Origin of the sequence: Brevundimonas sp. (assembly GCF_016742135.1) — a bacterium.
Classification (GTDB): Bacteria; Pseudomonadota; Alphaproteobacteria; order Caulobacterales; family Caulobacteraceae; genus Brevundimonas.
The window spans coordinates 591,078-613,615 of record NZ_JACVCG010000002.1 but is presented as its reverse complement, the minus strand read 5'-3'; the positions used below and the strand labels follow the sequence as shown (position 1 = coordinate 613,615).

General features: G+C 65.2%; 24 protein-coding genes and 1 tRNA gene. 23 read left to right on the top strand and 2 right to left on the bottom strand.

Annotated elements, in window-relative coordinates; genetic code table 11:
• Window positions 1–57 precede the first annotated feature (57 nt).
• Window positions 58–1,044, top strand: a complete 987-nt coding sequence (locus tag IBJ06_RS06665; RefSeq protein WP_292158440.1) for an SDR family oxidoreductase — start codon at window positions 58–60, stop codon at window positions 1,042–1,044.
• 39 nt (window positions 1,045–1,083) lie between these two features.
• Here IBJ06_RS06665 and IBJ06_RS06660 read toward each other — a convergent pair.
• Window positions 1,084–1,160 (bottom strand) — tRNA-Asp (locus IBJ06_RS06660).
• A 90-nt stretch (window positions 1,161–1,250) separates the two neighbouring features.
• On the bottom strand, window positions 1,251–2,915 hold the full coding sequence (locus tag IBJ06_RS06655; RefSeq protein ID WP_292158438.1) for an AbgT family transporter: 1,665 nt from the start codon (window positions 2,913–2,915) through the stop codon (window positions 1,251–1,253).
• 194 nt (window positions 2,916–3,109) lie between these two features.
• Between IBJ06_RS06655 and IBJ06_RS06650 the strand changes: the two genes are divergently transcribed.
• From IBJ06_RS06650 to IBJ06_RS06545, 22 genes are all read left to right on the top strand, one after another.
• Window positions 3,110–3,487 carry an NADH-quinone oxidoreductase subunit A gene (locus IBJ06_RS06650; protein WP_292158436.1) on the top strand — a complete coding sequence of 126 codons (378 nt, stop codon included), beginning with the start codon at window positions 3,110–3,112 and terminating at the stop codon, window positions 3,485–3,487.
• On the top strand, window positions 3,478–4,065 hold the full coding sequence (locus tag IBJ06_RS06645) for an NADH-quinone oxidoreductase subunit B (protein WP_286691410.1): 588 nt from the start codon (window positions 3,478–3,480) through the stop codon (window positions 4,063–4,065). Before IBJ06_RS06650 ends, IBJ06_RS06645 begins: the two co-directional genes overlap by 10 nt.
• A gap of 23 nt (window positions 4,066–4,088) precedes the next feature.
• Window positions 4,089–4,697, top strand: a complete 609-nt coding sequence (locus IBJ06_RS06640) for an NADH-quinone oxidoreductase subunit C (protein ID WP_292158553.1) — start codon at window positions 4,089–4,091, stop codon at window positions 4,695–4,697.
• Between the two features lie 50 nt (window positions 4,698–4,747).
• Window positions 4,748–5,968 carry an NADH-quinone oxidoreductase subunit D gene (locus IBJ06_RS06635; protein WP_292158551.1) on the top strand — a complete coding sequence of 407 codons (1,221 nt, stop codon included), beginning with the start codon at window positions 4,748–4,750 and terminating at the stop codon, window positions 5,966–5,968.
• On the top strand, window positions 5,968–6,369 hold the full coding sequence (locus tag IBJ06_RS06630) for a hypothetical protein (RefSeq protein ID WP_292158433.1): 402 nt from the start codon (window positions 5,968–5,970) through the stop codon (window positions 6,367–6,369). The genes IBJ06_RS06635 and IBJ06_RS06630 overlap by 1 nt, the downstream gene beginning before the upstream one ends.
• Window positions 6,366–6,554, top strand: a complete 189-nt coding sequence (locus tag IBJ06_RS06625) for a hypothetical protein (RefSeq protein ID WP_286691412.1) — start codon at window positions 6,366–6,368, stop codon at window positions 6,552–6,554. The genes IBJ06_RS06630 and IBJ06_RS06625 overlap by 4 nt, the downstream gene beginning before the upstream one ends.
• On the top strand, window positions 6,554–7,222 hold the full coding sequence (gene nuoE, locus IBJ06_RS06620; RefSeq protein ID WP_292158428.1) for an NADH-quinone oxidoreductase subunit NuoE: 669 nt from the start codon (window positions 6,554–6,556) through the stop codon (window positions 7,220–7,222). The genes IBJ06_RS06625 and nuoE overlap by 1 nt, the downstream gene beginning before the upstream one ends.
• Window positions 7,219–7,506: a hypothetical protein gene (locus tag IBJ06_RS06615; RefSeq protein WP_292158427.1), complete on the top strand. Its 288-nt coding sequence runs from the start codon at window positions 7,219–7,221 to the stop codon at window positions 7,504–7,506. The genes nuoE and IBJ06_RS06615 overlap by 4 nt, the downstream gene beginning before the upstream one ends.
• The gene (nuoF, locus tag IBJ06_RS06610) at window positions 7,506–8,819 is read left to right on the top strand and encodes an NADH-quinone oxidoreductase subunit NuoF (protein WP_292158424.1); all 1,314 of its coding nucleotides are present in this window, start codon (window positions 7,506–7,508) and stop codon (window positions 8,817–8,819) included. Before IBJ06_RS06615 ends, nuoF begins: the two co-directional genes overlap by 1 nt.
• A gap of 3 nt (window positions 8,820–8,822) precedes the next feature.
• Window positions 8,823–9,320, top strand: a complete 498-nt coding sequence (locus IBJ06_RS06605; RefSeq protein ID WP_292158422.1) for a hypothetical protein — start codon at window positions 8,823–8,825, stop codon at window positions 9,318–9,320.
• The gene (gene nuoG, locus IBJ06_RS06600; protein ID WP_292158420.1) at window positions 9,320–11,365 is read left to right on the top strand and encodes an NADH-quinone oxidoreductase subunit NuoG; all 2,046 of its coding nucleotides are present in this window, start codon (window positions 9,320–9,322) and stop codon (window positions 11,363–11,365) included. The genes IBJ06_RS06605 and nuoG overlap by 1 nt, the downstream gene beginning before the upstream one ends.
• Window positions 11,366–11,368: 3 nt before the next feature.
• A complete protein-coding gene (nuoH, locus tag IBJ06_RS06595) occupies window positions 11,369–12,445 on the top strand; it encodes an NADH-quinone oxidoreductase subunit NuoH (protein ID WP_292158417.1) in 1,077 nt (358 codons plus the stop codon).
• Window positions 12,445–12,666, top strand: a complete 222-nt coding sequence (locus IBJ06_RS06590; protein ID WP_292158415.1) for a hypothetical protein — start codon at window positions 12,445–12,447, stop codon at window positions 12,664–12,666. Before nuoH ends, IBJ06_RS06590 begins: the two co-directional genes overlap by 1 nt.
• A 27-nt stretch (window positions 12,667–12,693) precedes the next feature.
• The gene (gene nuoI, locus IBJ06_RS06585) at window positions 12,694–13,185 is read left to right on the top strand and encodes an NADH-quinone oxidoreductase subunit NuoI (protein WP_226634294.1); all 492 of its coding nucleotides are present in this window, start codon (window positions 12,694–12,696) and stop codon (window positions 13,183–13,185) included.
• 142 nt (window positions 13,186–13,327) lie between these two features.
• Window positions 13,328–13,954, top strand: a complete 627-nt coding sequence (locus tag IBJ06_RS06580) for an NADH-quinone oxidoreductase subunit J (protein ID WP_292158411.1) — start codon at window positions 13,328–13,330, stop codon at window positions 13,952–13,954.
• Window positions 13,954–14,262 (top strand): NADH-quinone oxidoreductase subunit NuoK, encoded by a 309-nt coding sequence (gene nuoK, locus IBJ06_RS06575; RefSeq protein WP_123286749.1) that lies wholly within the window; start codon window positions 13,954–13,956, stop codon window positions 14,260–14,262. Before IBJ06_RS06580 ends, nuoK begins: the two co-directional genes overlap by 1 nt.
• Window positions 14,263–14,267: 5 nt before the next feature.
• Window positions 14,268–16,376: an NADH-quinone oxidoreductase subunit L gene (gene nuoL, locus IBJ06_RS06570; protein WP_292158408.1), complete on the top strand. Its 2,109-nt coding sequence runs from the start codon at window positions 14,268–14,270 to the stop codon at window positions 16,374–16,376.
• Window positions 16,377–16,392: 16 nt separating this feature from the next.
• Entirely contained in the window at window positions 16,393–17,877 is a 1,485-nt protein-coding gene (locus IBJ06_RS06565; RefSeq protein WP_292158405.1) for an NADH-quinone oxidoreductase subunit M, read from the top strand.
• Window positions 17,878–17,882: 5 nt separating this feature from the next.
• Window positions 17,883–19,337, top strand: coding sequence for an NADH-quinone oxidoreductase subunit NuoN (nuoN, locus tag IBJ06_RS06560; protein ID WP_292158403.1), 1,455 nt, complete (start codon window positions 17,883–17,885; stop codon window positions 19,335–19,337).
• A gap of 4 nt (window positions 19,338–19,341) precedes the next feature.
• Window positions 19,342–20,091: a biotin--[acetyl-CoA-carboxylase] ligase gene (locus tag IBJ06_RS06555; RefSeq protein WP_292158401.1), complete on the top strand. Its 750-nt coding sequence runs from the start codon at window positions 19,342–19,344 to the stop codon at window positions 20,089–20,091.
• On the top strand, window positions 20,088–20,867 hold the full coding sequence (locus IBJ06_RS06550; RefSeq protein WP_292158548.1) for a type III pantothenate kinase: 780 nt from the start codon (window positions 20,088–20,090) through the stop codon (window positions 20,865–20,867). The genes IBJ06_RS06555 and IBJ06_RS06550 overlap by 4 nt, the downstream gene beginning before the upstream one ends.
• Window positions 20,864–22,537: a ribonuclease J gene (locus tag IBJ06_RS06545; protein ID WP_292158399.1), complete on the top strand. Its 1,674-nt coding sequence runs from the start codon at window positions 20,864–20,866 to the stop codon at window positions 22,535–22,537. Before IBJ06_RS06550 ends, IBJ06_RS06545 begins: the two co-directional genes overlap by 4 nt.
• Window position 22,538: the final 1 nt, after the last annotated feature.

Below are 22,538 nucleotides of genomic sequence, written 5' to 3'. Positions count from 1 at the left end.
CCGTTCGGAACATCGGATCGATCCGGTGCATTGGCATCCTGACCAAGGAGGCCAGCCATGAATGATCGTTTTGAAGCCCGCGCGGACCGCATCGCCGACCACGAACGCGATATCCAGTCGAATATCGACGCCCGGGAGGCCCGATCCGGTGGCGAAGAACCGACCGGGGCCGTGCAGGCGGGGGCGCGGACCTATCCCGAGCCGCCATTCCCGAAGCAACATCAGACCAAGCCGGGCGACGAGGCGGCTCTGGACCCCGCGCCAATGTATGATGCGCCCTTCTGGAAGGGGTCGGGCAAGCTGGACGGATTCGCCGCCCTGATAACCGGGGGCGACTCCGGCATCGGTCGCGCGGTGGCCGTGTTGTTCGCGCGCGAGGGCTGCGACATCGCCATCTGTCATCTGGACGAGGAGGGCGATGCCGAAGACACGCGCAAGGCCGTCGAGGCCGAGGGCCGGAAGGCGATCGTGCTGAAGGGGGATGTCGCTGACCCCACATTCGCGCAGGCCGCAGTCCAGGCGACCGTGGATGCCTTCGGACGGCTGGATGTCGTGGTGCCGAATGCCGCCTTCCAGGAGCATGTGCCGTCGTTCGAGGACCTGACCTACGAGCATTTTGACCGGACGCTGAAGACCAACCTCTATGGCTATTTCAACATCTGCCAGGCGGCTGTCCCGCACCTGAAGACCGGCGGGGCCATCGTGATGACCGGCTCGGTGACCGGGATCATGGGCAATGACCAGCTGCTGGATTATTCGATGACCAAGGGCGGCATTCACGCCTTTGCCCGTTCGCTGGGCACTCACCTGGCGCCACGTGGCATCCGGGTGAATGTGGTGGCACCCGGCCCGGTCTGGACCCCGCTCAATCCGGCGGATCGTGACGCGGAGGCGACATCGAAGTTCGGCTCGGGGACGGTGATGAAGCGTCCGGCCCAGCCCGAGGAAATCGCCCCGGCCTATGTCTTCCTCGCCTCACCGCAGTGCTCGAGCTACATCACCGGCGAAATTCTGCCGATCATCGGAGGCTATGGCGGAGGGTAGGGGAGGGGAAACGCGACGCCATTCCGACCATGTCAGGAATGGCGCGAGTGACGGGGCTCGAACCCGCGACCTCCGGCGTGACAGGCCGGCACTCTAACCAACTGAGCTACACCCGCGTTTCCCGTTCGGACGTTGCCGCCCGAAGGAGGGCGTCGTTTAGGCGGGGCCTCGACCGACGTCAAGCGGGTCGAGGCCCCATTTTTTCATCAACGCGGCGGAACCGTCTGGGCAGGGGGTGCCGAGGTCGCTGCTGCCTCTGGCGGAGACGAGGGACCGGTCAGGGCCTCCGGCTGAGCGGCCACGGCCGGCGGCGGAGGCTGGTAGCGCACGCTTTCACCGGGCCCTAGGGGAAGCTGGAAGGCCGCCCACAGGCCCGTCATAATCGCCCCGGTGATCGAAAAGGCGATCGAATATGGCAGCATCACCGCCATCAGGCTGCCGAGGCCGAACTCTTTCACCCATCGCTGGGCGAAGGTCAGAATCAGCGGGAAGTAGACCATCAGCGGCGTGATGATGTTGGTGGTCGAATCACCCATCCGGTAGGCGGCGGTCGTCATATAGGGGCTGACGCCTACCAGCATCAGCATCGGCACCAGGATGGGGGCCAGGAAGGCCCATTTGGCCGAGGCCGAGCCGACGAAGATGTTGACCAGGGCGGCCACCACCACGATCGAAACCAGCAGGATGAACAACTGCATCGCGCCGATCGGCTCGGTCGATCCCGGTTCGATCCCGGACAGGAGCCGGATCTGCTCCGCGCCCGCCACGGCCATGATCGGGCCCAGTCCCGACCAGTTGAACAGGGCGACGAAGTGGGCGGCGACAAAGGCCAGGACGATGTAGGGCCCCATGTCGGCCATGGCCTGGGAGGTCATGCGCACGATGTCGCGATGGCTCCTGATCGTCTTGGCCACGATTCCGTAGGCCGTGCCCGTCAACAGGAACAGCAGGAAAAAGGCCGCGACCAGCGAGTGATAGAAGGGCTGCAGGCGCGCGGCCTGGGTCGTTCCCTCGGGGTCGATGAGCGGGGCGCCAGGTGACAGGACCAGCCAGGCGAACAGGCCGATGACCAGCAGGGCGGCCAGACCAGCCCAGACCAGGCCCGCCCGCTCACGGCTTTCCAGCGGCTTTTCGGCGTCCTCGATGGGCGCGCCGGCGATCGGGGTCCAGGTGCCGAGGCGGGGTTCGACGATCTTGTCGGTCACCCACCAGCCGACGGGCACGAACAGCAGGGTCATGCCCACGATGAACCACCAGTTGCCCGCGATGTTGATCGAGAAGGACGGATCGACGAGTTGCGCCGCCGGCTCGGTAAGACCCAGCAGGAGCGCATCCAACTGACCGGGGAAGATGTTGGCCGAGAAACCGCCGGACACACCGGCAAAGCCGGCCGCGATCCCGGCGATCGGGTGCCGACCGGCCGCGGCATAGATGGCCGCCGCCAGCGGGATCAGAACCACATAGGCCGCGTCAGCCGCGTGGTTGGCGACGATGGCCACAAAAATCACAATCGGCGTCAGCAGGGCCCGGGGAGCTTTGGAAACGCCGGCCTTCATCGCCGACGAGAACAGGCCCGTGCGTTCGGCCACGCCTGCCCCCAGCATCACGACCAGGACATAACCGAGCGGCGCAAAGCCGGTCAGGGTCCTCGGCATATCCTCGAACAGACGTCGAAGATTTGCTCCGGAGAACAGGCTCTGGGCCGCGATCACATCGCCTGTGATCGGATTCAGGGCCTGCCAGCCCTGGGCGGCGGCGAAGACGCTGAAGCCCATCAGCCCCAGAATTAGCCAGACGAAGATGAAGACGGGGTCCGGCAGGCGGTTGCCCGCCTTTTCCACCCCGTTCAGCAACCAGTTGCCAATACCCATGTGCCAGATTCCCTCAGCTATGCCCCAGTCTTGGACGTGGACCTTGGCAAAGGCCGGGAAGCCTGTCGATTCCCCGGTATAAACTGCGAACCATTCTCAAGAAAAACCTTTTGCCGCATGGGTTTGAACCCGGGACGGCTTGGGTCTAGAAAGCGCCGAATCCGCCGTCTCCCCGGTGCGCGAGGCCCCATCTGATGAATGCATATCTGATCGAGTACCTGCCGGTCGTGATCTTCCTCGCGATCGGGGCGATCATCGGCATCCTGTTCATGGTCGGGGCCTGGGCCCTGGCGCCGTCCAACCCCGACTCCGAGAAGCTCTCGGCCTATGAGTGCGGATTCAATGCCTTTGACGATGCGCGCATGAAGTTCGATGTGCGCTTCTATCTGGTCTCGATCCTGTTCATCATTTTCGATCTCGAAGTCGCCTTCCTGTTCCCATGGGCGGTGTCGATGTTCGACCTGTCGACGGGCGGAATGATCTTCGCCTTCTGGTCGATGATGGTGTTCCTCGGCGTGCTGACCGTCGGCTTTATCTACGAGTGGAAACGAGGAGCCCTGGAATGGGAGTGATCGTCACCCCGGACGGCCGTCCCGCGAGCACCGCGTTTGGCCAGGGGGCCCGGTCCACGGTTCAGGGTTATGACCCCAAGATCCACGACAAATTCTTTGAGGCCGTGAACACCGAGGTCGGCAAGGAAGGGTTCATGACCGCCTCGCTGGATGACGTCATCACCTGGGCGCGCACCGGCTCGCTGATGTGGATGACCTTCGGCCTGGCCTGCTGCGCGGTCGAGATGATGCAGGCGTCGATGCCGCGCTTCGACATGGAGCGGTTCGGCATGGCTCCGCGCGCCAGCCCGCGCCAGTCGGACCTGATGATCGTGGCCGGAACCCTGACCAACAAGATGGCCCCCGCGCTGCGCAAGGTCTATGACCAGATGCCCGACCCGCGCTATGTCCTGTCGATGGGCAGCTGCGCCAACGGTGGCGGCTATTATCACTATAGTTACAGCGTTGTACGGGGGTGCGACCGGATCGTGCCGGTGGACGTTTACGTGCCCGGGTGCCCGCCGACGGCCGAGGCGCTGCTGTACGGCCTGCTGCAGCTGCAGAAGAAGATCCGCCGCACAGGGACCATCGACCGATGAGCGCGCTCGAAGCCCTGACCGCCATTGAGACGGCGCTGACCCCCCTGGGCACCGAAATGGTCGCCGAGCTGGGCGTCCAGGCCTGGGTCGCCCACGGCGAGTTGAACCTGGTCGCGGACCGGGACGGGATCGTGGAAGCCCTGACGGTCCTGCGCGACCGCTTTGGCTTTCAGCAACTGATCGACCTGTGTGGCGTGGACTATCCGGATCGCGAGGCGCGGTTCGAGGTGGTGTATCACCTGCTGTCGCTGACCCGGAATGTGCGCCTTCGCGTGAAGGTCGCGACGGACGAGGCCACGCCGGTGCCGAGCGTCACGCCGGTCTTTCCCTGCGCCGACTGGTTCGAGCGCGAGGCGTTCGACATGTACGGCATCCTGTTCTCCGGTCATCCGGACCTGCGCCGTATCCTGACCGATTATGGCTTTCAGGGGCATCCGCTGCGCAAGGACTTCCCGATGACCGGCTATGTCGAGGTCCGCTATGACGAGGCCGAGAAGCGGGTCGTCTATGAGCCCGTCAAGCTGAACCAGGAGTTCCGCAACTTCGACTTCCTGTCCCCGTGGGAAGGGGCCGATTATCCGGCGCCGGTCCTGCCGGGCGACGAGAAGGCTGCGGCGGGGGACAAGGCATGAGCAATCTGACGCCTGCTTCCGCGACGGTCGGCACGACCGTTTTTGACGACATGCCTGTCGAGCACGATGGCCGCACGGCCCATGCGCGCGAGATGGACGAGCGCAAGTTCACGATCAACTTCGGCCCCCAGCACCCGGCTGCCCACGGCGTGCTGCGTCTGGTGCTGGAGCTGGACGGCGAACTGGTGACGCGGGTCGATCCGCACATCGGCCTGCTGCACCGCGGCACCGAAAAGCTGATGGAGGCGCGCACCTATCTTCAGAACGTGCCCTATCTGGACCGGCTGGATTACGTCGCGCCGATGAATCAGGAGCACGCCTTCTGCCTGGCTATCGAAAAGCTGCTGATGCTGGATGTGCCCTATCGGGCGCAGCTGATCCGGGTGCTGTATTCCGAGATCGGCCGTATCCTGTCGCATCTGCTGAACGTGACGACCCAGGCCATGGACGTCGGTGCCCTGACCCCGCCGCTGTGGGGCTTTGAAGAGCGCGAAAAGCTGATGGTCTTCTATGAGCGGGCCAGCGGCTCGCGCATGCACGCCAACTACTTCCGGCCGGGCGGCGTCCACCAGGACCTGACGCCCCAGCTGATCGACGACATCGACCGCTGGTGCAAGGAGTTCCCGCGGGCGCTCAAGAACATCGACTCCCTGGTCACCGAGAACCGCATCTTCAAGCAGCGCAACGTCGACATCGGTGTGGTGACCAAGGCGCAGGCGCTGGAGTGGGGCTTTACCGGCGTCATGCTGCGTGGGTCGGACATCGCCTGGGACCTGCGCAAGTCACAGCCGTACGAATGCTATGCCGAGCTGGAGTTCGACGTGCCGGTCGGCAAGAACGGCGACTGCTGGGACCGCTATCTGTGCCGCATGGAAGAGATGCGCCAGTCGGTGCGCCTTATGGAGCAGTGCATCCACCGGCTGCGCAACTGTCCGGGTGAGCCGGTCATGGTCGAGGACCACAAGATCGTGCCGCCGCGCCGGGGCGAGATGAAGCGCTCGATGGAAGCGCTGATCCACCACTTCAAATTGTATACCGAGGGCTTCCACACCCCCGAGGGTGAGGTCTATGCCGCCGTCGAGGCTCCCAAGGGCGAGTTCGGCATCTATCTGGTGTCGGACGGCACCAACAAGCCGTACCGGGTCAAGATCTCGGCCCCCGGCTTCCGCCACCTGCAGGCCATGGACTGGATGAACCGCGGTCACATGCTGGCGGACGTTTCGGCCATCCTCGGCTCGCTCGATATCGTGTTCGGCGAGGTGGATCGCTGATGCAGGCCTTTGCCGTCCAGCCGATCTTCACGACGACGCAGGCGATCTGGTTCGCGGCGCTGCTGACGCTGGGCGTCGCGGTGCAACTGGCCTTTTCGCCGCGCCGCCGGGCGATCATGGGCGGTCTGACGTTCGCGGCGGCCTCGGCCGTGGTCGCGACCCCTGCGGTGGCGGGCATCACCCTGGTACGCGGGGCCTACCGGCTCGGCTATCTGGAGGAGGGCAGGGGCTTTATCGAAGCCAACCTTCGTTCGGTGGTCTGGATGAGCGGGGCCATCCTGCTGGGACAGCTGGTGGTGCGGTTCGTTCCGCCCTTCTCGCTGCTGACGCGTGCGCTGCGTGATGCCGGTCGGGATGTGTGGAAGGCGCGGGTCGGTCGCTGGATGGGGCGCGCGCGATGAGCCATACCCCCCTGAGTGATCTGGTTCGGCAGGGCTGGCAGGTCGTGAGCTATTCCGTCACCGACTCGAGCGGTGAAACCTGGCACCACAACTTCCTGCTGACTCGAAACAGTCAGCACAAGGTTCTGACGGTGCGAAAGAAAATGCTGGGTGACGGTGTCGTCGCCACGGAAATGGAAGTCTGATGAGCGTTCGTCGTCTCGCCAAGGAACAGCCGGCCTCGTTCGCCTTCTCGAAGGCGACCAAGGCCAAGTGCGACTGGTGGATCGCCAAATATCCGGCCGACCGGAAACAGTCGGCGGTCATCCCGATCCTGTGGCTGGTCCAGAAGCAGGAGGGCTGGGTGTCCGAGCCCGCCATCCGCGCCATCGCCGAACTGCTGGACATGCCGACCATCCGGGTGCTGGAGGTCGCGACCTTCTACACCATGTTCATGCTGGAGCCGGTGGGCACCAGCGCCCTGATCCAGGTCTGCGGCACGACGCCCTGCATGCTGCGCGGGGCCGGGGATCTGATGGCCGTCTGCAAGAGCAAGATCGGGCCCAAGGACAAGCTGTCCGCCGACGGGCGCTTCACCTGGCAGGAGGTCGAGTGCCTGGGCGCCTGTGCCAATGCGCCGATGGCCCAGATCAACGACTATTATTTCGAAGACCTGTCCGCCGACGATATGGCGCAGATCATCGACGACTTTGCCGCCGGCAAGACGCCGAAGCCGGGTAGCCGGGTGGGTCGCACCAGCTCCGAGCCCGAGGGCGGGGCGCTGACCCTGACCGATCCGAAGCTGTATGACGGTTCGGCCGCCGAACCGATCAGGAAGCTGCCGAACTCCGAGCCGGAGAAGGCCCCCGCATGACCGAGGCTCCTGATCTGGAAACCGAAGCGGGTCGCGCCGCCTACCGCAAGGAACTGCGGGCCGTCGCCATGCCGGTGCGGACGGCAGGTCTGGCGCTGATCCTTCTGGCCGCCGTGTTCGTGGTCGTGGCCTCGCGTGAGATGTTCGGCCTGACCGAAGACGCCATCATCATCGGCTATGGCATGCTGGCACTCGGCTGGGTGCTGGTGATCACCGCCGTCTTCATGCGCACCCGGCACCACCGGCAGCGTATGCAGACACTCAAACGAGAGACGTCCTCCTGATGGTCGGCATTCTTCAAGACAAAGACCGCATCTTCACCAACCTGTACGGCCTTCAGGACTGGACGCTGGACGGCGCGAAGAAGCGTGGCGCGTGGAATGCCACGAAGGACATGCTCGACCTCGGCCGGGACTGGGTCATCACCAACGTCAAGAACTCGGGCCTGCGCGGCCGTGGCGGTGCCGGCTTCCCGACCGGTCTGAAGTGGTCCTTCATGCCGAAAGAGGTGAAGGACCGCCCGCACTATCTGGTTGTGAATGCGGATGAATCGGAGCCTGGCACCTGCAAGGACCGCGAGATCATGCGCCATGATCCGCACCTGCTGATCGAGGGCTGCCTGATCGCCAGCTTCGCCATGCAGGCGCACGCCTGTTACATCTATCTGCGCGGCGAATATGTGCTGGAGCGCGAGCGCATGGAGGCTGCGGTCAAGCAGGCCTATGACGCCAGGCTGATCGGCAAGGACAACGTCCACGGCTGGGACTTCGACGTCTATATCCACCACGGCGCCGGCGCCTATATCTGCGGCGAGGAAACGGCCCTGCTGGAGAGCCTGGAGGGCAAGAAGGGTCAGCCGCGGCTGAAGCCGCCGTTCCCGGCGGGCGCGGGCCTGTATGGCTGCCCGACGACGGTCAACAACGTGGAATCGATCGCGGTCGTGGGCACCATCCTGCGGCGCGGGGCCGAGTGGTTCGCGGGCTTTGGTCGTCCGAACAACACCGGCACCAAGATCATGTCGATCAGCGGCCACGTGAACCGCCCGTGCAATGTCGAAGAGGCGATGTCGATCCCGCTGAAACAGCTGCTGGAGGACCATTGCGGCGGCGTGCGTGGCGGCTGGGACAATCTGAAGGCCATCATCCCGGGCGGATCGTCGGTGCCGATGATCACCCGCGAGATGTCTGAGGTCGCGTTGATGGACTTCGACAGCCTGCGCGATATGCAGTCGGGCCTGGGCACGGCGGCGGTCATCGTCATGGACCAGTCGACCGATCTGGTGAAGGCGATCGCCCGCATCAGCTATTTCTACAAGCACGAGAGCTGCGGCCAGTGCACGCCGTGCCGCGAAGGCACGGGCTGGATGTGGCGCGTGCTGGAGCGGATGGCCGTCGGCGAGGCCGATCCGACCGAGATCGACCTGCTGCTGGATGTCAGCAAGCAGGTTGAGGGTCACACCATCTGCGCGCTCGGCGATGCCGCCGCCTGGCCGGTGCAGGGCCTGATCCGCCATTTCCGCCACGAGATCGAAGACCGCATCTCGCAGTACCGCAGCCGCCGCGCGAACTTCGCCGGCCACGCGATCGCGGCGGAGTAGGAGATGCGCGCCACCCATACGCTGTTGGCCGGAGCCCTCGTCCTCGCCGCATGCGGCGAGCCGGCGAGCGAGCCTGCCGATGCGCCGACCCGTGTGGCTTCGACCGAAGGGCAGACGGGGGCGGGCCCGTCGGCCACACCCATGACGTTGAGCGAAACCCTGGTGGCGGATGTCTGCCGGGCGGGCGTGGGGGCGGTCTTTGGCCAGCCGGGTTCCGAGGTGGCGGTGCTGAACCGGGCGGGTGGCGTGATTACCGTGGGCTGGCGCGCGCCGGTCGACGGAGGCCAGTTGACTGCGGAATGCCGGGTTGAGGGGGACCGCGTGCTGTGGCGCCCGCTGGACCGGCCGGTCGCCGAAGAGAACCGCTGGATGGACCAGCCGGGCGATCCGGTGGTCACCTATTCGCTGGAGGGCTCGGCCGTGATGGTCAGCCAGAGCCTGCCCGATGGAACGACGACGACGACCGCTGAGGGCGTCACGACTGAAGAAGAGGCCCGCTGATGCCCGTCGCCAAGGTCAACGGCGTAGACGTCGAATTCGAGCCCGGCATGACCGTGCTGCAGGTGGCGGAGCGCGCCGGGGAAGAGATCCCGCGCTTCTGCTATCATGAGCGACTGTCGATCGCCGGCAACTGCCGGATGTGCCTGGTCGAGGTGAAGCCCGGACCGCCCAAGCCGCAGGCGTCGTGCGCCCTGCCGGCCGCCGATGGGCAGGAGATCTTCACCGACACGCCGATGGTGAAGAAGGCCCGCGAAGGGGTGATGGAGTTCCTGCTCATCAACCACCCGCTGGACTGCCCGATCTGCGATCAGGGCGGCGAGTGCGACCTGCAGGATCAGGCCATGGGCTATGGCCGCGACGGCTCTCGCTATGCCGAGAACAAGCGCGCGGTCGAAGAAAAGCACATGGGTCCGACCATCAAGACCTATATGACGCGCTGCATCCAGTGCACGCGCTGTGTGCGCTTCATCACCGAGGTGGCGGGCGTGCCGGACATCGGCATGATCTCGCGCGGCGAAAGCGCCGAGATCACCACCTATCTGGAAAGCTCGGTGAACTCGGAGCTTTCGGGCAACGTCAACGACCTGTGCCCGGTCGGGGCGCTGACGCACCGGCCGTGGGCCTTCCACTATCGGCCGTGGGAACTGAGGAAGACCGAGACCATCGATGTCATGGACGCCCTCGGCTCGAACATCCGGGCCGATGCACGCGGCGCCGAGGTCATGCGCATCCTCCCGCGCGTGCACGAGGGCATCAATGAGGAATGGCTGTCGGACAAGAGCCGTTACGTCGTCGACGGTCTGACCACCCGCCGGTTGGACCGTCCGTTCGTGCGCGAAAACGGCAAGCTGCGCGCCGCCAGCTGGGACGAGGCGCTGGGCGTCGTGGCCGACAAACTGAAGGCTGCCGCTGCGGATCGCATCGGCGTGGTCGCGGGTGACCTGCAAGACGCCGAGTCGATGAAGGCGGCGTTGGACCTGTTCCGGGCGCTCGGCTCACCCCACACCGACTGCCGCCAGGACGGATCGCCGCTGGGCGGTGACACCCGCGAAGGCTGGCTGTTCAATTCGGGCCTGGCCGGGATCGAGGCGGCGGATGCCGTGCTGATCGTGGGTGCGGACCCGCGGGTTGAGGCGCCGCTGCTGAACACGCGCCTGCGCAAGATCTGGCTGGCGGGCAAGGCCGAAGTCGCCCTGATCGGCCAGAAGGTCGATCTGAGCTATGATTACAGCTGGTTGGGTGCGGGATCGAGGACGCTGTCGAAGCTGCCCAAGGCGGCCACTGACATGCTCTCGAAGGCCGAACGCCCGGCCATCATCGTCGGCGCCGGGGCGCTGGCAGGCGAGACCGGGCCGGCCGTTCTGAACGCGCTGGGTGTGCTGGCGAAGAAGTACGGCGTCATCGCGGATGGATGGAACGGCTTCAACGTCCTGCACACGGCGGCCAGCCGGGTGGGTGGCCTCGACATGGGCTTCGTGCCGGGCGAGGGCGGTCTGTCGGCCACGGATATGGTCAAGAAGGGCCAGCTGGACCTGCTGTTCCTGCTGGGCGCCGACGAGATCGACGCTTCGGCCTCCGGCGCCTTCACCGTCTATCTGGGCAGCCACGGGGACCGGGGCGCGCATGGCGCCGACGTCATCCTGCCGGGCGCGGCCTATACGGAGAAGTCAGGCCTGTATGTGAATACGGAAGGCCGGGTGCAGATGGCCGAACGGGTCGTCTTCCCCAAGGGACAGGCCAAGGAAGACTGGGCCATTCTGCGCGCCCTGTCGGAGCGGGTCGGTCACACCCTGCCGTACGATACGCTGGACCAGCTGCGCGCGAAGCTGATGGCCGATCATCCGACGTTCGGGCGGATCGACTATCTGGCACCCGCAGCGGCCTTTGATCCCTCGAAGCTGGGCGTGAAGGGCGATCTGGGCGATGTCGCCTTCGCCAGCCCGATCCGCGACCCCTATCTTTCCAACCCGATCGCGCGGGCCAGCGCGACCATGGCCGAGCTGTCCGCCCAGCGGATCGCCCCGGTCGCGATGGCGGCGGAGTAAGCCATGGACAACGGTTTCTGGAACTCGCCCCTCGGCTGGACGCTGGCCTCGACCGGCGCGGCGCTGCTGATCAGCGTCGGCGTGCTTCTGGGCGTGGCCTTCCTGCTGCTGGCCGACCGCAAGATCTGGGCGGGCGTACAGATGCGCAAGGGCCCGAACGTCGTGGGTCCCTTCGGCCTGCTGCAGTCGTTCGCCGACATGCTGAAGTTCGTGCTGAAGGAAATTGTCGTGCCGGCCGGGGCCGACAAGACGGTCTTCCTGCTGGCGCCGATCATCACCGTCATCCTGGCCTTCATGGCGTGGGCGGTTATTCCGTTTGCCCCCGGCTGGGTGATGTCGGACCTGAACGTCGGCATCCTCTATGTTTTCGCGGTGTCGTCGCTGGGAGTGTACGGCATCATCATGGGGGGGTGGGCCTCCAACTCGAAATACCCCTTCCTCGGCAGCCTGCGATCCGCCGCGCAGATGGTGTCCTATGAGGTCTCCATCGGTTTGGTGATCATCAATGTGATCCTGCTGGCCGGGACCATGAACCTGACGTCGATCGTGACGCAGCAGGAGGGCTGGATCTGGAACTGGTTCGCCTTTGGAGGCGGAGCGGACACCTGGCCGCTGGTGCTGATCATGTTCCCGATGGCCATGGTCTTCTTCATTTCGGCGCTCGCCGAGACCAACCGGCCCCCGTTCGACCTGCCCGAGGCCGAGTCCGAGCTCGTGGCCGGTTATCAGGTGGAATACAGCTCGACGCCGTATCTGCTGTTCATGATGGGCGAGTACGTCAACATCGTCTTCATGTGCGCCATGATCAGCATCCTGTTCTTCGGCGGCTGGAACCCGGGCTTCGATGTGGCCCTGATCGGCCTGCCGGACTGGCCGCAATGGGCCGCGAACCTGTTCTATCTGCTGGTCCTGTGCGTGAAGATCGTCGTCTGGTTCTTCATGTTCGCCATGGTGAAGGCCTTCGTGCCGCGCTATCGCTATGACCAGCTGATGCGACTGGGCTGGAAGATCTTCCTTCCCACCTCTCTGGTGGCCGTCGTGGCCGTGTCGGCGTGGCGCGTCTTCGTGGTAGGGTCGTGATGCGCGCGGCCGCCCTGATCGTTCTGGCCGGTGTCGGCTTCGGGACCGGTGGGTGCACCTTTCCGGGTCCGATGCAGGAGGTCGCCGTCCCCGGCAGCCCGGCCGAACGGCTGGAGCGCCGCGAACGTCGGGATCAGGCCGAGACCGACCGGATACTTCATTGCCAGCGACTGGATCGGGATGATCCGCGCTGGGACCGTGACTGCAAGAACCGCCGCTGAGCCCCTGCAACCAAAGATCGCTTTGACATGATTTCCCGTATCAAACAGACCGTGAAGGGGGCCCTGCTGGTTGACGCCGTGGGCGCCTTCTTCCTGACCTTCGGCTATCTGCTGAAGCCCAAGATGACGGTGAACTACCCGTTCGAGCGGAACCCGCAGTCGCCGCGCTTCCGGGGCGAGCATGCCCTGCGCCGCTATCCCAATGGCGAAGAACGCTGCATCGCCTGCAAGCTGTGCGAGGCCATCTGTCCGGCCCAGGCCATCACCATAGAGTCCGAGCCGCGCGCCGACGGCAGCCGTCGCACGACCCGCTATGACATCGACATGGTGAAGTGCATCTATTGCGGTCTGTGCCAGGAAGCCTGCCCGGTTGATGCCATTGTCGAGGGCCCGAACAGCGAGTTCGCGACCGAGACGCGCGAGGAGCTGTATTTCGACAAGGCTCGCCTGCTGGACAATGGCGACCGCTGGGAACGCCAGATCGCGCGCAACCTCGAAATGGATGCTCCGTACCGCTGATGAGCGCCCTGTCCTTGCATAACCCGATCCCGAAGGCTTGCGGCCTTGGCAAGGCCGGACGCACGGGTCTAGAAGGTCGCCGCGCGCACGCGGGGGGCGACTCGGTCCCCGTAACCCCATTCGCCCCAGCCGGAGCCGTCGAGTGATTGCATCGATCGCCTTCTATCTGATGGCCACGGTGACCGTGGTCGCGGCCCTGCTGGTCGTTACGGCCCGTAACCCCGTGCACTCCGTGCTGTGGCTGATCCTGGCCTTTTTCTCGGCAGCCGGTCTGTTCGTGCTGATGGGGGCCGAGTTCCTCGCCATGCTGCTGGTCGTGGTCTACGTCGGCGCGGTCGCCGTGCTGTTCCTGTTCGTGGTCATGATGCTGGACGTCGATTTCGTGCGTCTGCGTGAGGGGTATGCCCGCTACCTGCCGCTGGCGGCTATTGTGGCCGGCGTGCTGCTGGCCGAGATGATCATGATCACCCTGGCGGTGGTGCAGGGCGGCGTGGCCGCGGACGCCACGGTGCCGGTCGTTGCCACGCCCGACCAGACCAATATCGAGGCCATCGGCCGGGTGCTCTACACCGACTATGTCTACTTCTTCCAGGCGGCCGGTATCGTGCTGCTGGTGGCCATGATCGGGGCCATCACCCTGACGCTGCGCCACAAGCCGGGCATCAAGCGCCAGAAGATCGACAGGCAGGTCGGTCGCGACGCGGGCAAGGCCATGGAGGTCAAGTCGATCCCGACCGGCCAGGGCGTTTCCTCCGAGGAGCTTTCCTGATGGACATCACCCTGTCCCACTATCTGGCCGTGGGGGCCATGCTGTTCACGATCGGGGTGTTCGGCATCTTCGTGAACCGGAAGAACGTCATCATCATCCTGATGTCGATCGAGTTGATCCTGCTGGCCGTGAACATCAACTTCGTGGCCTTCTCGACCCACCTGAACGATGTGGCGGGGCAGATCATGGCCATGTTCGTCCTGACCGTAGCGGCCGCCGAAGCGGCAGTGGGGCTGGCCATTCTGGTGACCTTCTTCCGTAACCGCGGCGACATCGCCGTGGACGACGCGTCCGTGATGAAGGGCTGATCGACGTGAGCTTCGAAACCCTGATCACCCTTGGCATCTTCGCGCCGCTGCTGGGTGCGGCGATCGCGGGCCTGACTGGACGCCGGATCGGCAACATCGCCTCCCAGGCGGTGACCACCGGCCTGCTGTTCTTTGCCTGTGCCGTGGCCTGGACGGTGTTTGCCCGGCACACCTGGGGCGGGATGGATGCCTTCACCATCGAGCTTCTGCCCTTCATCAATGTCGGTGATTTCCAGTCGACCTGGTCGATCCGGATCGATGCCCTGTCGGCCGTGATGCTGATCGTGGTGACGACCGTGTCGTCGCTCGTGCACCTCTATTCCTGGGGCTATATGGCCGAGGACCCCGACAAGCCACGGTTCTTCGCCTATCTGTCGCTGTTTACCTTCGCCATGCTGGCGCTGGTCACTGCCGCCGACTTCATGCAGCTGTTCTTCGGCTGGGAAGGGGTGGGGCTGGCCTCCTATCTGCTGATCGGGTTCTGGTACAAGAAGCCGACGGCGTCGGCGGCCGCCATCAAGGCCTTTGTGGTCAACCGGGTCGGTGACTTCGGCTTTGCCCTGGGCATCATCACCGTCTTCTGGATGTTCGGCACGATCCAGTTCGCCGAGCTGTTCCCCATGATCGCGGATCGCGCCGGCACGAGCTGGGAGTTCCTGGGCTACAGCTGGTCGGCGCTGGATCTGGCGGGTGTGCTGCTGTTCATCGGCGCCATGGGCAAGTCGGCCCAGTTCTTCCTGCACACCTGGCTGCCCGACGCCATGGAGGGCCCGACCCCGGTCTCGGCCCTGATCCACGCGGCGACCATGGTGACCGCCGGCGTCTATATGGTCTGCCTGCTCAGCCCGATCTATGAGTATGCGCCGACGGCGGCCATGCTGGTCGCCATCACCGGGGCGATCACGGCCCTGTTCGCGGCGACCGTCGGTCTGGCCCAGAACGACATCAAGCGGGTCATCGCCTATTCGACCTGTTCGCAGCTCGGATACATGTTCTTTGCGGCGGGCATCGGCGCCTATCAGGCCGCCATGTTCCACCTGTTCACCCACGCCTTTTTCAAGGCCCTGCTGTTCCTGGGCGCCGGCTCAGTGATCCACGGCATGCACCATGAACAGGACATGCGGAAAATGGGCGGGCTGATGAAGCTGTTGCCCATTACCTACGGCGTCATGATGATCGGCACGATCGCCATCACCGGCCTGGGCATCCCCGGACTGAAGTGGGGCTTCGCCGGCTTCTATTCCAAGGACTCGATCCTCGAGAGCGCCTTTGCCGCCGGGGCGGACAATCCGGTCGGGATGTTCGTCTTCTTCATCGGCCTGTTTGCTGCGGGTCTGACGGCTTACTACTCATGGCGTTTGGTGTTCATGACCTTCCACAACAAGCCGGTCTGGAAGGATGAACATGCTCCGGTCGAGCATCATCACGATGATCATGCGACCGACGCCCAGAAGGAAACCCACACAGAGCCGCTGATGAACGACGCCGTGGCCGCGCATCACGACCATGACAGCGCGCATGACAATCACCATCACCACGGACCGCTGAAGCCGCACGAAAGCCCCTGGGTCATGATCGTGCCGCTGCTGGTGCTGGCGGTGGGCGCGGTGGCCTCCGGCTTCGCCTTCTACGATCAGTTCGTCGGCTACCACGAGCATGACTTCTGGCGTGGTGCCATCTTTACCGGCCCGGAGAATCACGTGCTGCACGACAGCCACGAGGTGCCGACCTGGGTGCTTTGGGCGCCGCTGGTGGTGTCCGGCCTCGGCACGCTGATCGCCATTTACGTTTATGTGCTGAAGGAAGGCCTCGGCCGCAGGATGGCGGAACGGGGTGGGCCGCTGCACACCTTCTTCTACAACAAGTGGTTCTTCGACGAGGTATACGACTTCCTCTTCGTCAGGGGCACCAAGGCGCTCGGCGACCTGTTCTGGAAGGTCGGTGATGTGAAGATCATCGACGGTCTGGGACCGAACGGGGCCGCCTGGGCCTCGCTGAAATCCGCAGCGCGTCTGTCGAAGATGCAGTCGGGCTACGTCTATCACTATGCGTTCGTGATGCTGCTGGGCGTGGCCGCTCTGCTCGCCTTCGCCATCGCCACCTGGGGGGGCTGATCACGTGTCCCTGTTGATGTCTCACATCCTGAGCCTCGTCACCTTCCTGCCGCTCGTCGGGGCCGGGGTGCTGCTGGCCGTGCGCCTTCTGGGCAAGTCGGATGCCTCCGTCGCGCCGGCCGCCCGCCGCATCGCCTTCGTCACGACCCTTATCACGCTGGCGGTGTCGATCCTGCTGGTCGCGCGCTTCGATGCCTCGAACGCCGCCTATCAGTTCGTCGAGCACTATCAGTGGTTCGCGGGCGCCGCTTATCACATGGGCGTGGACGGGATTTCGATCCTGTTCGTCCTGCTGACCGCCTTCCTGCTGCCGCTCTGCATCCTGGCCAGCTGGACGACGATCAAGGACCGCGTCGCTGACTATATGATCGCCTTCCTGGTGCTTGAGACTCTGGTGATCGGCGTCTTCACCTCGCTGGACCTGTTCCTGTTCTACATCTTCTTCGAGGGCACCCTGGTGCCGATGTTCCTGATCATCGGCATCTGGGGTGGTCAGAACCGCATCTATGCGGCCTACAAATTCTTCCTCTACACCCTGCTGGGCTCGGTGCTGATGCTGCTGGCCATGCTGTGGATGGCGGCGGAAGCGGGCACCACCTCGATCCCGCTGCTCAAGGAGTATGCCTTCAGCGAGACCGTGCAGCCGTTGTTGTGGCTGGCCTTCTTCGCCTCCTTCGCCGTCAAGATGCCGATGTGGCCGGTCCACACCTGGCTGCCCGACGCGCACGTTCAGGCGCCGACGGCGGGCTCGGTCATCCTGGCCGGCATCCTGCTGAAGCTGGGCGGCTACGGCTTCCTGCTGTTCAACCTGCCGATGTTCCCGCAGGCGTCCGAAATGTTCCGTCCGCTGGTGTTCGCCCTGTCGGCCATCGCCATCGTCTACACCTCGCTGGTCGCCTTCCGTCAGACGGATATCAAGAAGCTGATCGCCTATTCGTCGGTGGCCCACATGGGCTTTGTCACCATGGGCATATTCGCGGGCAATGATCAGGGCGTGCAGGGCGCGGTCTTCCAGATGCTGAGCCACGGTCTGATCTCGGGCGCGCTCTTCCTGTGCGTCGGCGTAGTCTATGACCGGATGCACACGCGCGAGATTGCCTTCTATGGCGGTCTGACGTCGAAGATGCCGTGGTTCGCGGCCATCTTCCTGATGTTCACCATGGCCAATGTCGGCCTGCCGGGCACCTCGGGCTTCATCGGTGAAATCCTGACCCTGACGGCGGTCTATGAGGTGTCGACCTGGACGGCGCTGTTCGCGGCCTCGGGCGTGATCTTCTCGGCGGTCTACGCGCTGACCCTGTACCGCAACGTCATGTTCGGCGAGATCACCAACCCGGCGCTCAAGGCCATCACCGACATCGACCGCCGTGAGCTGATCGTCTTCGTGCCCTTGATCGTGGGGACCCTGTGGCTGGGCGTCTATCCGGCGGCTGTGCTTGACCTGACCTCGACCTCCGTCGAGGCCCTGACTGCCGGCTTCCGCGCCGCGATCGGTGGATGATCCCCATGCCTGACCTGTCCTCCGCCCTCCAGCTCGCCGCCTCTGAAGTGACCCTTGCCGTCGGGGCCATGGTCCTGCTGCTTCTCGGTGCCTTCATGGGCGAGAAGTCGACCCGGCTGATCTCGATCCTGTCGGTGGCCCTGCTGGTTGCCGCCTCGGCGCTCGCGATCAATGCCCCGTTGGGCCAAGCCTTCAACGGCGCCTTCGTGGCCGATCCGCTGGCGGTCTATGGCAAGGTCGCCATCTATCTGCTCAGCGCCGTGGCCGTGGTGCTCGGTGACGGCTGGATGGCGCGTACGCGCATTGCCCGGTTCGAATATCCGGTGCTGATCGTGCTGGCCTCGGTCGGCATGGCGATGATGGTGTCGTCGGGTGACCTGATCTCCCTCTATGTCGGGATCGAGCTGCACTCGCTGGCCCTCTATGTGCTGGCGGCCTTCCACCGCGATGACCTCAAGGCCTCCGAGGCGGGGCTCAAGTATTTCGTGCTGGGCGCGCTGTCGTCCGGCCTGCTGCTGTATGGCGTCAGCCTGATCTACGGCTTCTCCGGCTCGATGCAGTTCGAGGACATCGCCCTGTCGGCCCGGTCGGTGGCAGATGGTGGCTCCGCAGGCCTGATCTTCGGTCTGGTCTTCCTGCTGTGTGGTCTGGCGTTCAAGGTCTCGGCCGCGCCGTTCCATATGTGGACACCCGACGTCTATGAGGGGGCGCCGACGCCGGTCGTGGCCCTGTTCTCGACGGCGCCCAAGATGGCCGCCATGGTGCTGGTCGCCCGGGTGCTGAGCGAGGGTTTTGGTGCCATCCATGACCAGTGGGCCCAGGTGCTGGTGCTGATCTGTCTGGCCTCGTTCGTGGTGGGGGCCATCGGCGGCCTGGCGCAGCGCGATCTCCAGCGGCTGCTGGCCTATTCCTCGATCGCCAACATCGGCTACGCCCTGCTGGGGATTGTCGCGGGTACGGAGGCTGGCCTGCAGGCCATGCTGATGTTCATGACCCTGTATGTGATCGACCAGATCGGCTTCTTCGCTGTGCTGCTGTCGCTGTCGCGTGGCGGCAAGCCGATCCGCCGGATCGCCGATCTGGCCGGGCTGAAGAAGACCCGTCCGCTGACCACCGTGGTCCTGACCATTCTGTCGCTGTCGGTTTTGGGCATGCCGCCGTTCTCAGGCTTCTGGGGCAAGTATTATGTATTCGGGGCTGCGGCGGACGCCGGCTACTGGATGGTGGCGGCGGCGGGTCTGGTGGCCTCGGTTGTGGCGGCCTTCTACTATCTGCGGATCATCAAGCTGATGTGGTTCGACCCGCCGCTTGACGAGCAGGCCACGACCGATGCCCAGCCGATCGAGGCGCGCACCCTGGCCCTGGCCTCGGCCGCCTTTGCCTTCCCGGTGGTGATCGTCGGACTGATCTGGCTGGAGCCGCTGACCGCGATTGCTGCATCCGGCTTCGGAGCCGGGTAGGGCGGTGTCGCCCGCCGAGCTGCTGATCCTCGACGAGATCGACTCCACCAATGCCGAGGCCCGGCGACTGGCCGAGGCCGGGCACACCGGACCGATCTGGATCGCCGCCCGCAGCCAGACCGCCGGGCGCGGCCGACGCGGCCGGGCCTGGTCCAGCCATACCGGCAATCTGGCCGCCACCCACCTGTCGGTGACCCGGCGGCCACCGGCGGAGGCGGCGCAGGCGGGCTTCATCGCTGCACTGGCTGTGGCCGATCTGCTGGACCGTTATGTCCCGCCGCCCTGTGTGACGATCAAATGGCCCAATGATGTGCTGGTGGAGGGCCGCAAGATCTCCGGGATACTGGTCGAATCCGGGCCCGCGCCGCCCGGTGGCCTGTGGCTGGCGGTCGGAATCGGCGTGAACCTGGCCCATGCTCCGGACGATGTGGAGCGCCCGGCCACCGCCGTCGCCCGCCATCTGGCCGAGGGCGTGATGCGGACCCCGACGCTGGAGGAGGCCCTGCCGGTTCTGGCCGAGGCCTGGGCGGGCTGGACGACCCGGCGCGAGTCTTTGGGATTTGAAGTCATCCGGGACGCCTGGACCCGGCGGGCCCACGGCCTGAACGCCCCGGCCGTCGCCCGGCTGGGCCATGAGACGGTCGAGGGTGTGGCCGAAGGGCTGGCTGACGACGGCGCCCTGCGGCTGAGGCTGGCCGACGGCTCGCTTCGGCTTATATCGGCAGGCGACGTCTTTTTTGGAGAGAGTGCCTGATGCTGCTGGCGATCGAACAGGGCAACACCAATACGCTGTTCGCCGTGCATGACGGTGAGCGCTGGATCGCCCAGTGGCGCACGGCGACTGCCGCCAGCCGCACGGCGGACGAGTACGCCGTATGGCTGACCCAGTTGCTGGCGATGAGCGGGCTGGACCTGACGGCGCTCGACGGCTGCATCATCTCCAGCGTCGTGCCGCAGTCGATCTTCAATCTGAGGAACCTGTCGCGGCGCTATCTGGACGTCGAGCCCATGGTCATCGGCCAGAATGTCGACCTGGGCATGGAGGCGCGGATCGACAAGCCGTCCGAGGCCGGGGCCGACCGGCTGGTCAATGCCATCGGCGCGCATCTGAAATACCCGGGCGACCTGATTGTCATCGATTCCGGCACCGCCACGACATTCGATGTCGTCGCCGCCGACGGGGCTTTCGAGGGCGGGGTGATCGCGCCCGGCATCAATCTGTCGCTGCAGGCCCTGCACGAGGCTGCCGCCATGCTGCCGCGCATCGCCATCCAGAGGCCCGGCCGCGTGATCGGCAAGGACACGGTGACCAATATGCAGGCGGGCGTGTTCTGGGGCTATATCGCCCTGATCGAGGGCCTAGTCCAACGCATCAAGGCCGAGTGGGGCAAGCCCATGACGGTCATCGGCACCGGGGGCGTCGCCTCCCTGTTCGAGGGTGCCACCGACCATATCGATCATTTCGACCCTGACCTTACCCTTCGCGGCCTGCTGGACGTCTGGCGTCGCAACTCCGGAAAAACAGTATGAGTAAAGCCAAAACCGACGAACTGGTCTTCCTGCCGCTGGGCGGGTCCAACGAGATCGGCATGAACCTGAATGCCTACGGGTTCGGGCCGGCCCATGATCGCAAGTGGATTCTGGTCGATGTCGGGGTGACCTTCGGCGACCACACGACGCCGGGTGTCGATGTGATCGTGCCCGATCCGACCTTCCTTGAGGGCGAGACCATTCTCGGCATCGTGCTGACCCATGCGCACGAGGACCATATCGGGGCGCTGGGCTGGCTGTGGCCGCGTCTGAAGGCGCCCCTCTATGCCACGCCGTTCACGGCCTATCTGATCCGCGAAAAGCTGCGCGACGCGGGCCTCGGCGACCGGGTCAAGATTCATGAGGTGCCGCTGGGCGGGACCATCGATCTGAATCCCTTCCACATCGAAATGGTGACCATCACCCATTCGACGGCCGAGCCGAACGGTCTGGCCATCACCACGCCGCTGGGTCTGATCCTGCACACGGGCGACTGGAAGATCGACAACGACCCGGTGGTGGGTGAACGCACCGATATCGACACCATCCGCCGCCTCGGCGACGAGGGGGTGCTGGCCATGGTGTGCGATTCCACCAATGTGTTCGTCGAGGGATCGGCGGGGTCGGAAGGCGAGGTCCGCGATGCCCTGGCCGAGCTGATCGGCGGTCTGTCAGGGCGAATCGCGGTCGGCTGTTTCGCGTCGAACGTCGCGCGCCTGGACAGTGTGGTGCGGGCCGCAGAGGCAGCGGGCCGGCGTGTAGCCCTGGCCGGACGGTCGATGCACCGGATCACGGCGGCGGCCAAATCGGTCGGCATGCTGTCGGACATCAAGCCCTTCCTGAGCGAGGAAGAGGCCCGGCGCTGGCCAGCGGATCAATTGCTGTACCTCTGCACCGGCAGTCAGGGAGAGCCGCGCGCCGCCCTCTCGCGTGTGGCCGAGGGCAATCACCCCTTCATCAAGCTGGGCAAGGGCGACCACTGCATCTTCTCGTCGCGGATGATCCCGGGCAATGAGCTGGCCATCGGACGACTGCAGGATGCCCTGTCCGAGCGCGGCGTGCGCATCTACACCGACCGGGATCATCCGGGCATCCATGTCTCGGGCCACCCGTGCCGCGACGAGTTGCGCCAGATGTACCAGTGGGCGCGGCCGCAAATCGCCATTCCGACCCACGGCATGCGCCGCCACATCGCCGAACATGCGATGCTGGCCAAGGAGATGCAGGTCCCCGAGACCGTGACGCCGCGAAATGGCGACATGGTGCGGCTGGCCCCGGGACCGGCGGCGATCATCGACGAGGTGCCCTCCGGCCGTCTGTTCGTCGACGGCGGCATGCTGGTCGAAGAGATGGGCGAGGCGCTGCGCGAGCGCCGCCATGCGGCCTCGAACGGCCTGATTCTGGTCAGCTTTGCTCTCGACCGGCGGGGCAAGCTGGCGTCCAGCATCGATGTGCGCGGGATCGGTCTGCCCGGCGATGAGGATCAGCCGCTGGGCGATCTTCTGGACGAACTGGCCGAGCGGGCCGAGGATGCGGTCCGCAAGCTGAAAGGCGAGGCGCTGGAAGACGAAATGGTCATCGAACAGGCGGTCGCCCGGGCGCTGAAAAAGGCCAGTCAGGGCATCTGGGATCGCCGGCCCATCGTAGAAACCATTGTGCTGAGGGTCTGAA

Excerpts from the sequence above, each read along its gene's own strand:
- IBJ06_RS06665 (WP_292158440.1), top strand. The coding sequence starts at position 58 with ATGAATGATCGTTTTGAAGCCCGCGCGGACCGCATCGCCGACCACGAA.
- IBJ06_RS06655 (WP_292158438.1), bottom strand. The coding sequence starts at position 2,915 with ATGGGTATTGGCAACTGGTTGCTGAACGGGGTGGAAAAGGCGGGCAAC.
- IBJ06_RS06650 (WP_292158436.1), top strand. The coding sequence starts at position 3,110 with ATGAATGCATATCTGATCGAGTACCTGCCGGTCGTGATCTTCCTCGCG.
- IBJ06_RS06645 (WP_286691410.1), top strand. The coding sequence starts at position 3,478 with ATGGGAGTGATCGTCACCCCGGACGGCCGTCCCGCGAGCACCGCGTTT.
- IBJ06_RS06635 (WP_292158551.1), top strand. The coding sequence starts at position 4,748 with ATGCCTGTCGAGCACGATGGCCGCACGGCCCATGCGCGCGAGATGGAC.
- IBJ06_RS06630 (WP_292158433.1), top strand. The coding sequence starts at position 5,968 with ATGCAGGCCTTTGCCGTCCAGCCGATCTTCACGACGACGCAGGCGATC.
- IBJ06_RS06625 (WP_286691412.1), top strand. The coding sequence starts at position 6,366 with ATGAGCCATACCCCCCTGAGTGATCTGGTTCGGCAGGGCTGGCAGGTC.
- nuoE (WP_292158428.1), top strand. The coding sequence starts at position 6,554 with ATGAGCGTTCGTCGTCTCGCCAAGGAACAGCCGGCCTCGTTCGCCTTC.
- IBJ06_RS06615 (WP_292158427.1), top strand. The coding sequence starts at position 7,219 with ATGACCGAGGCTCCTGATCTGGAAACCGAAGCGGGTCGCGCCGCCTAC.
- nuoF (WP_292158424.1), top strand. The coding sequence starts at position 7,506 with ATGGTCGGCATTCTTCAAGACAAAGACCGCATCTTCACCAACCTGTAC.
- IBJ06_RS06605 (WP_292158422.1), top strand. The coding sequence starts at position 8,823 with ATGCGCGCCACCCATACGCTGTTGGCCGGAGCCCTCGTCCTCGCCGCA.
- nuoG (WP_292158420.1), top strand. The coding sequence starts at position 9,320 with ATGCCCGTCGCCAAGGTCAACGGCGTAGACGTCGAATTCGAGCCCGGC.
- nuoH (WP_292158417.1), top strand. The coding sequence starts at position 11,369 with ATGGACAACGGTTTCTGGAACTCGCCCCTCGGCTGGACGCTGGCCTCG.
- IBJ06_RS06590 (WP_292158415.1), top strand. The coding sequence starts at position 12,445 with ATGCGCGCGGCCGCCCTGATCGTTCTGGCCGGTGTCGGCTTCGGGACC.
- nuoI (WP_226634294.1), top strand. The coding sequence starts at position 12,694 with ATGATTTCCCGTATCAAACAGACCGTGAAGGGGGCCCTGCTGGTTGAC.
- nuoK (WP_123286749.1), top strand. The coding sequence starts at position 13,954 with ATGGACATCACCCTGTCCCACTATCTGGCCGTGGGGGCCATGCTGTTC.
- IBJ06_RS06565 (WP_292158405.1), top strand. The coding sequence starts at position 16,393 with ATGTCTCACATCCTGAGCCTCGTCACCTTCCTGCCGCTCGTCGGGGCC.
- nuoN (WP_292158403.1), top strand. The coding sequence starts at position 17,883 with ATGCCTGACCTGTCCTCCGCCCTCCAGCTCGCCGCCTCTGAAGTGACC.
- IBJ06_RS06545 (WP_292158399.1), top strand. The coding sequence starts at position 20,864 with ATGAGTAAAGCCAAAACCGACGAACTGGTCTTCCTGCCGCTGGGCGGG.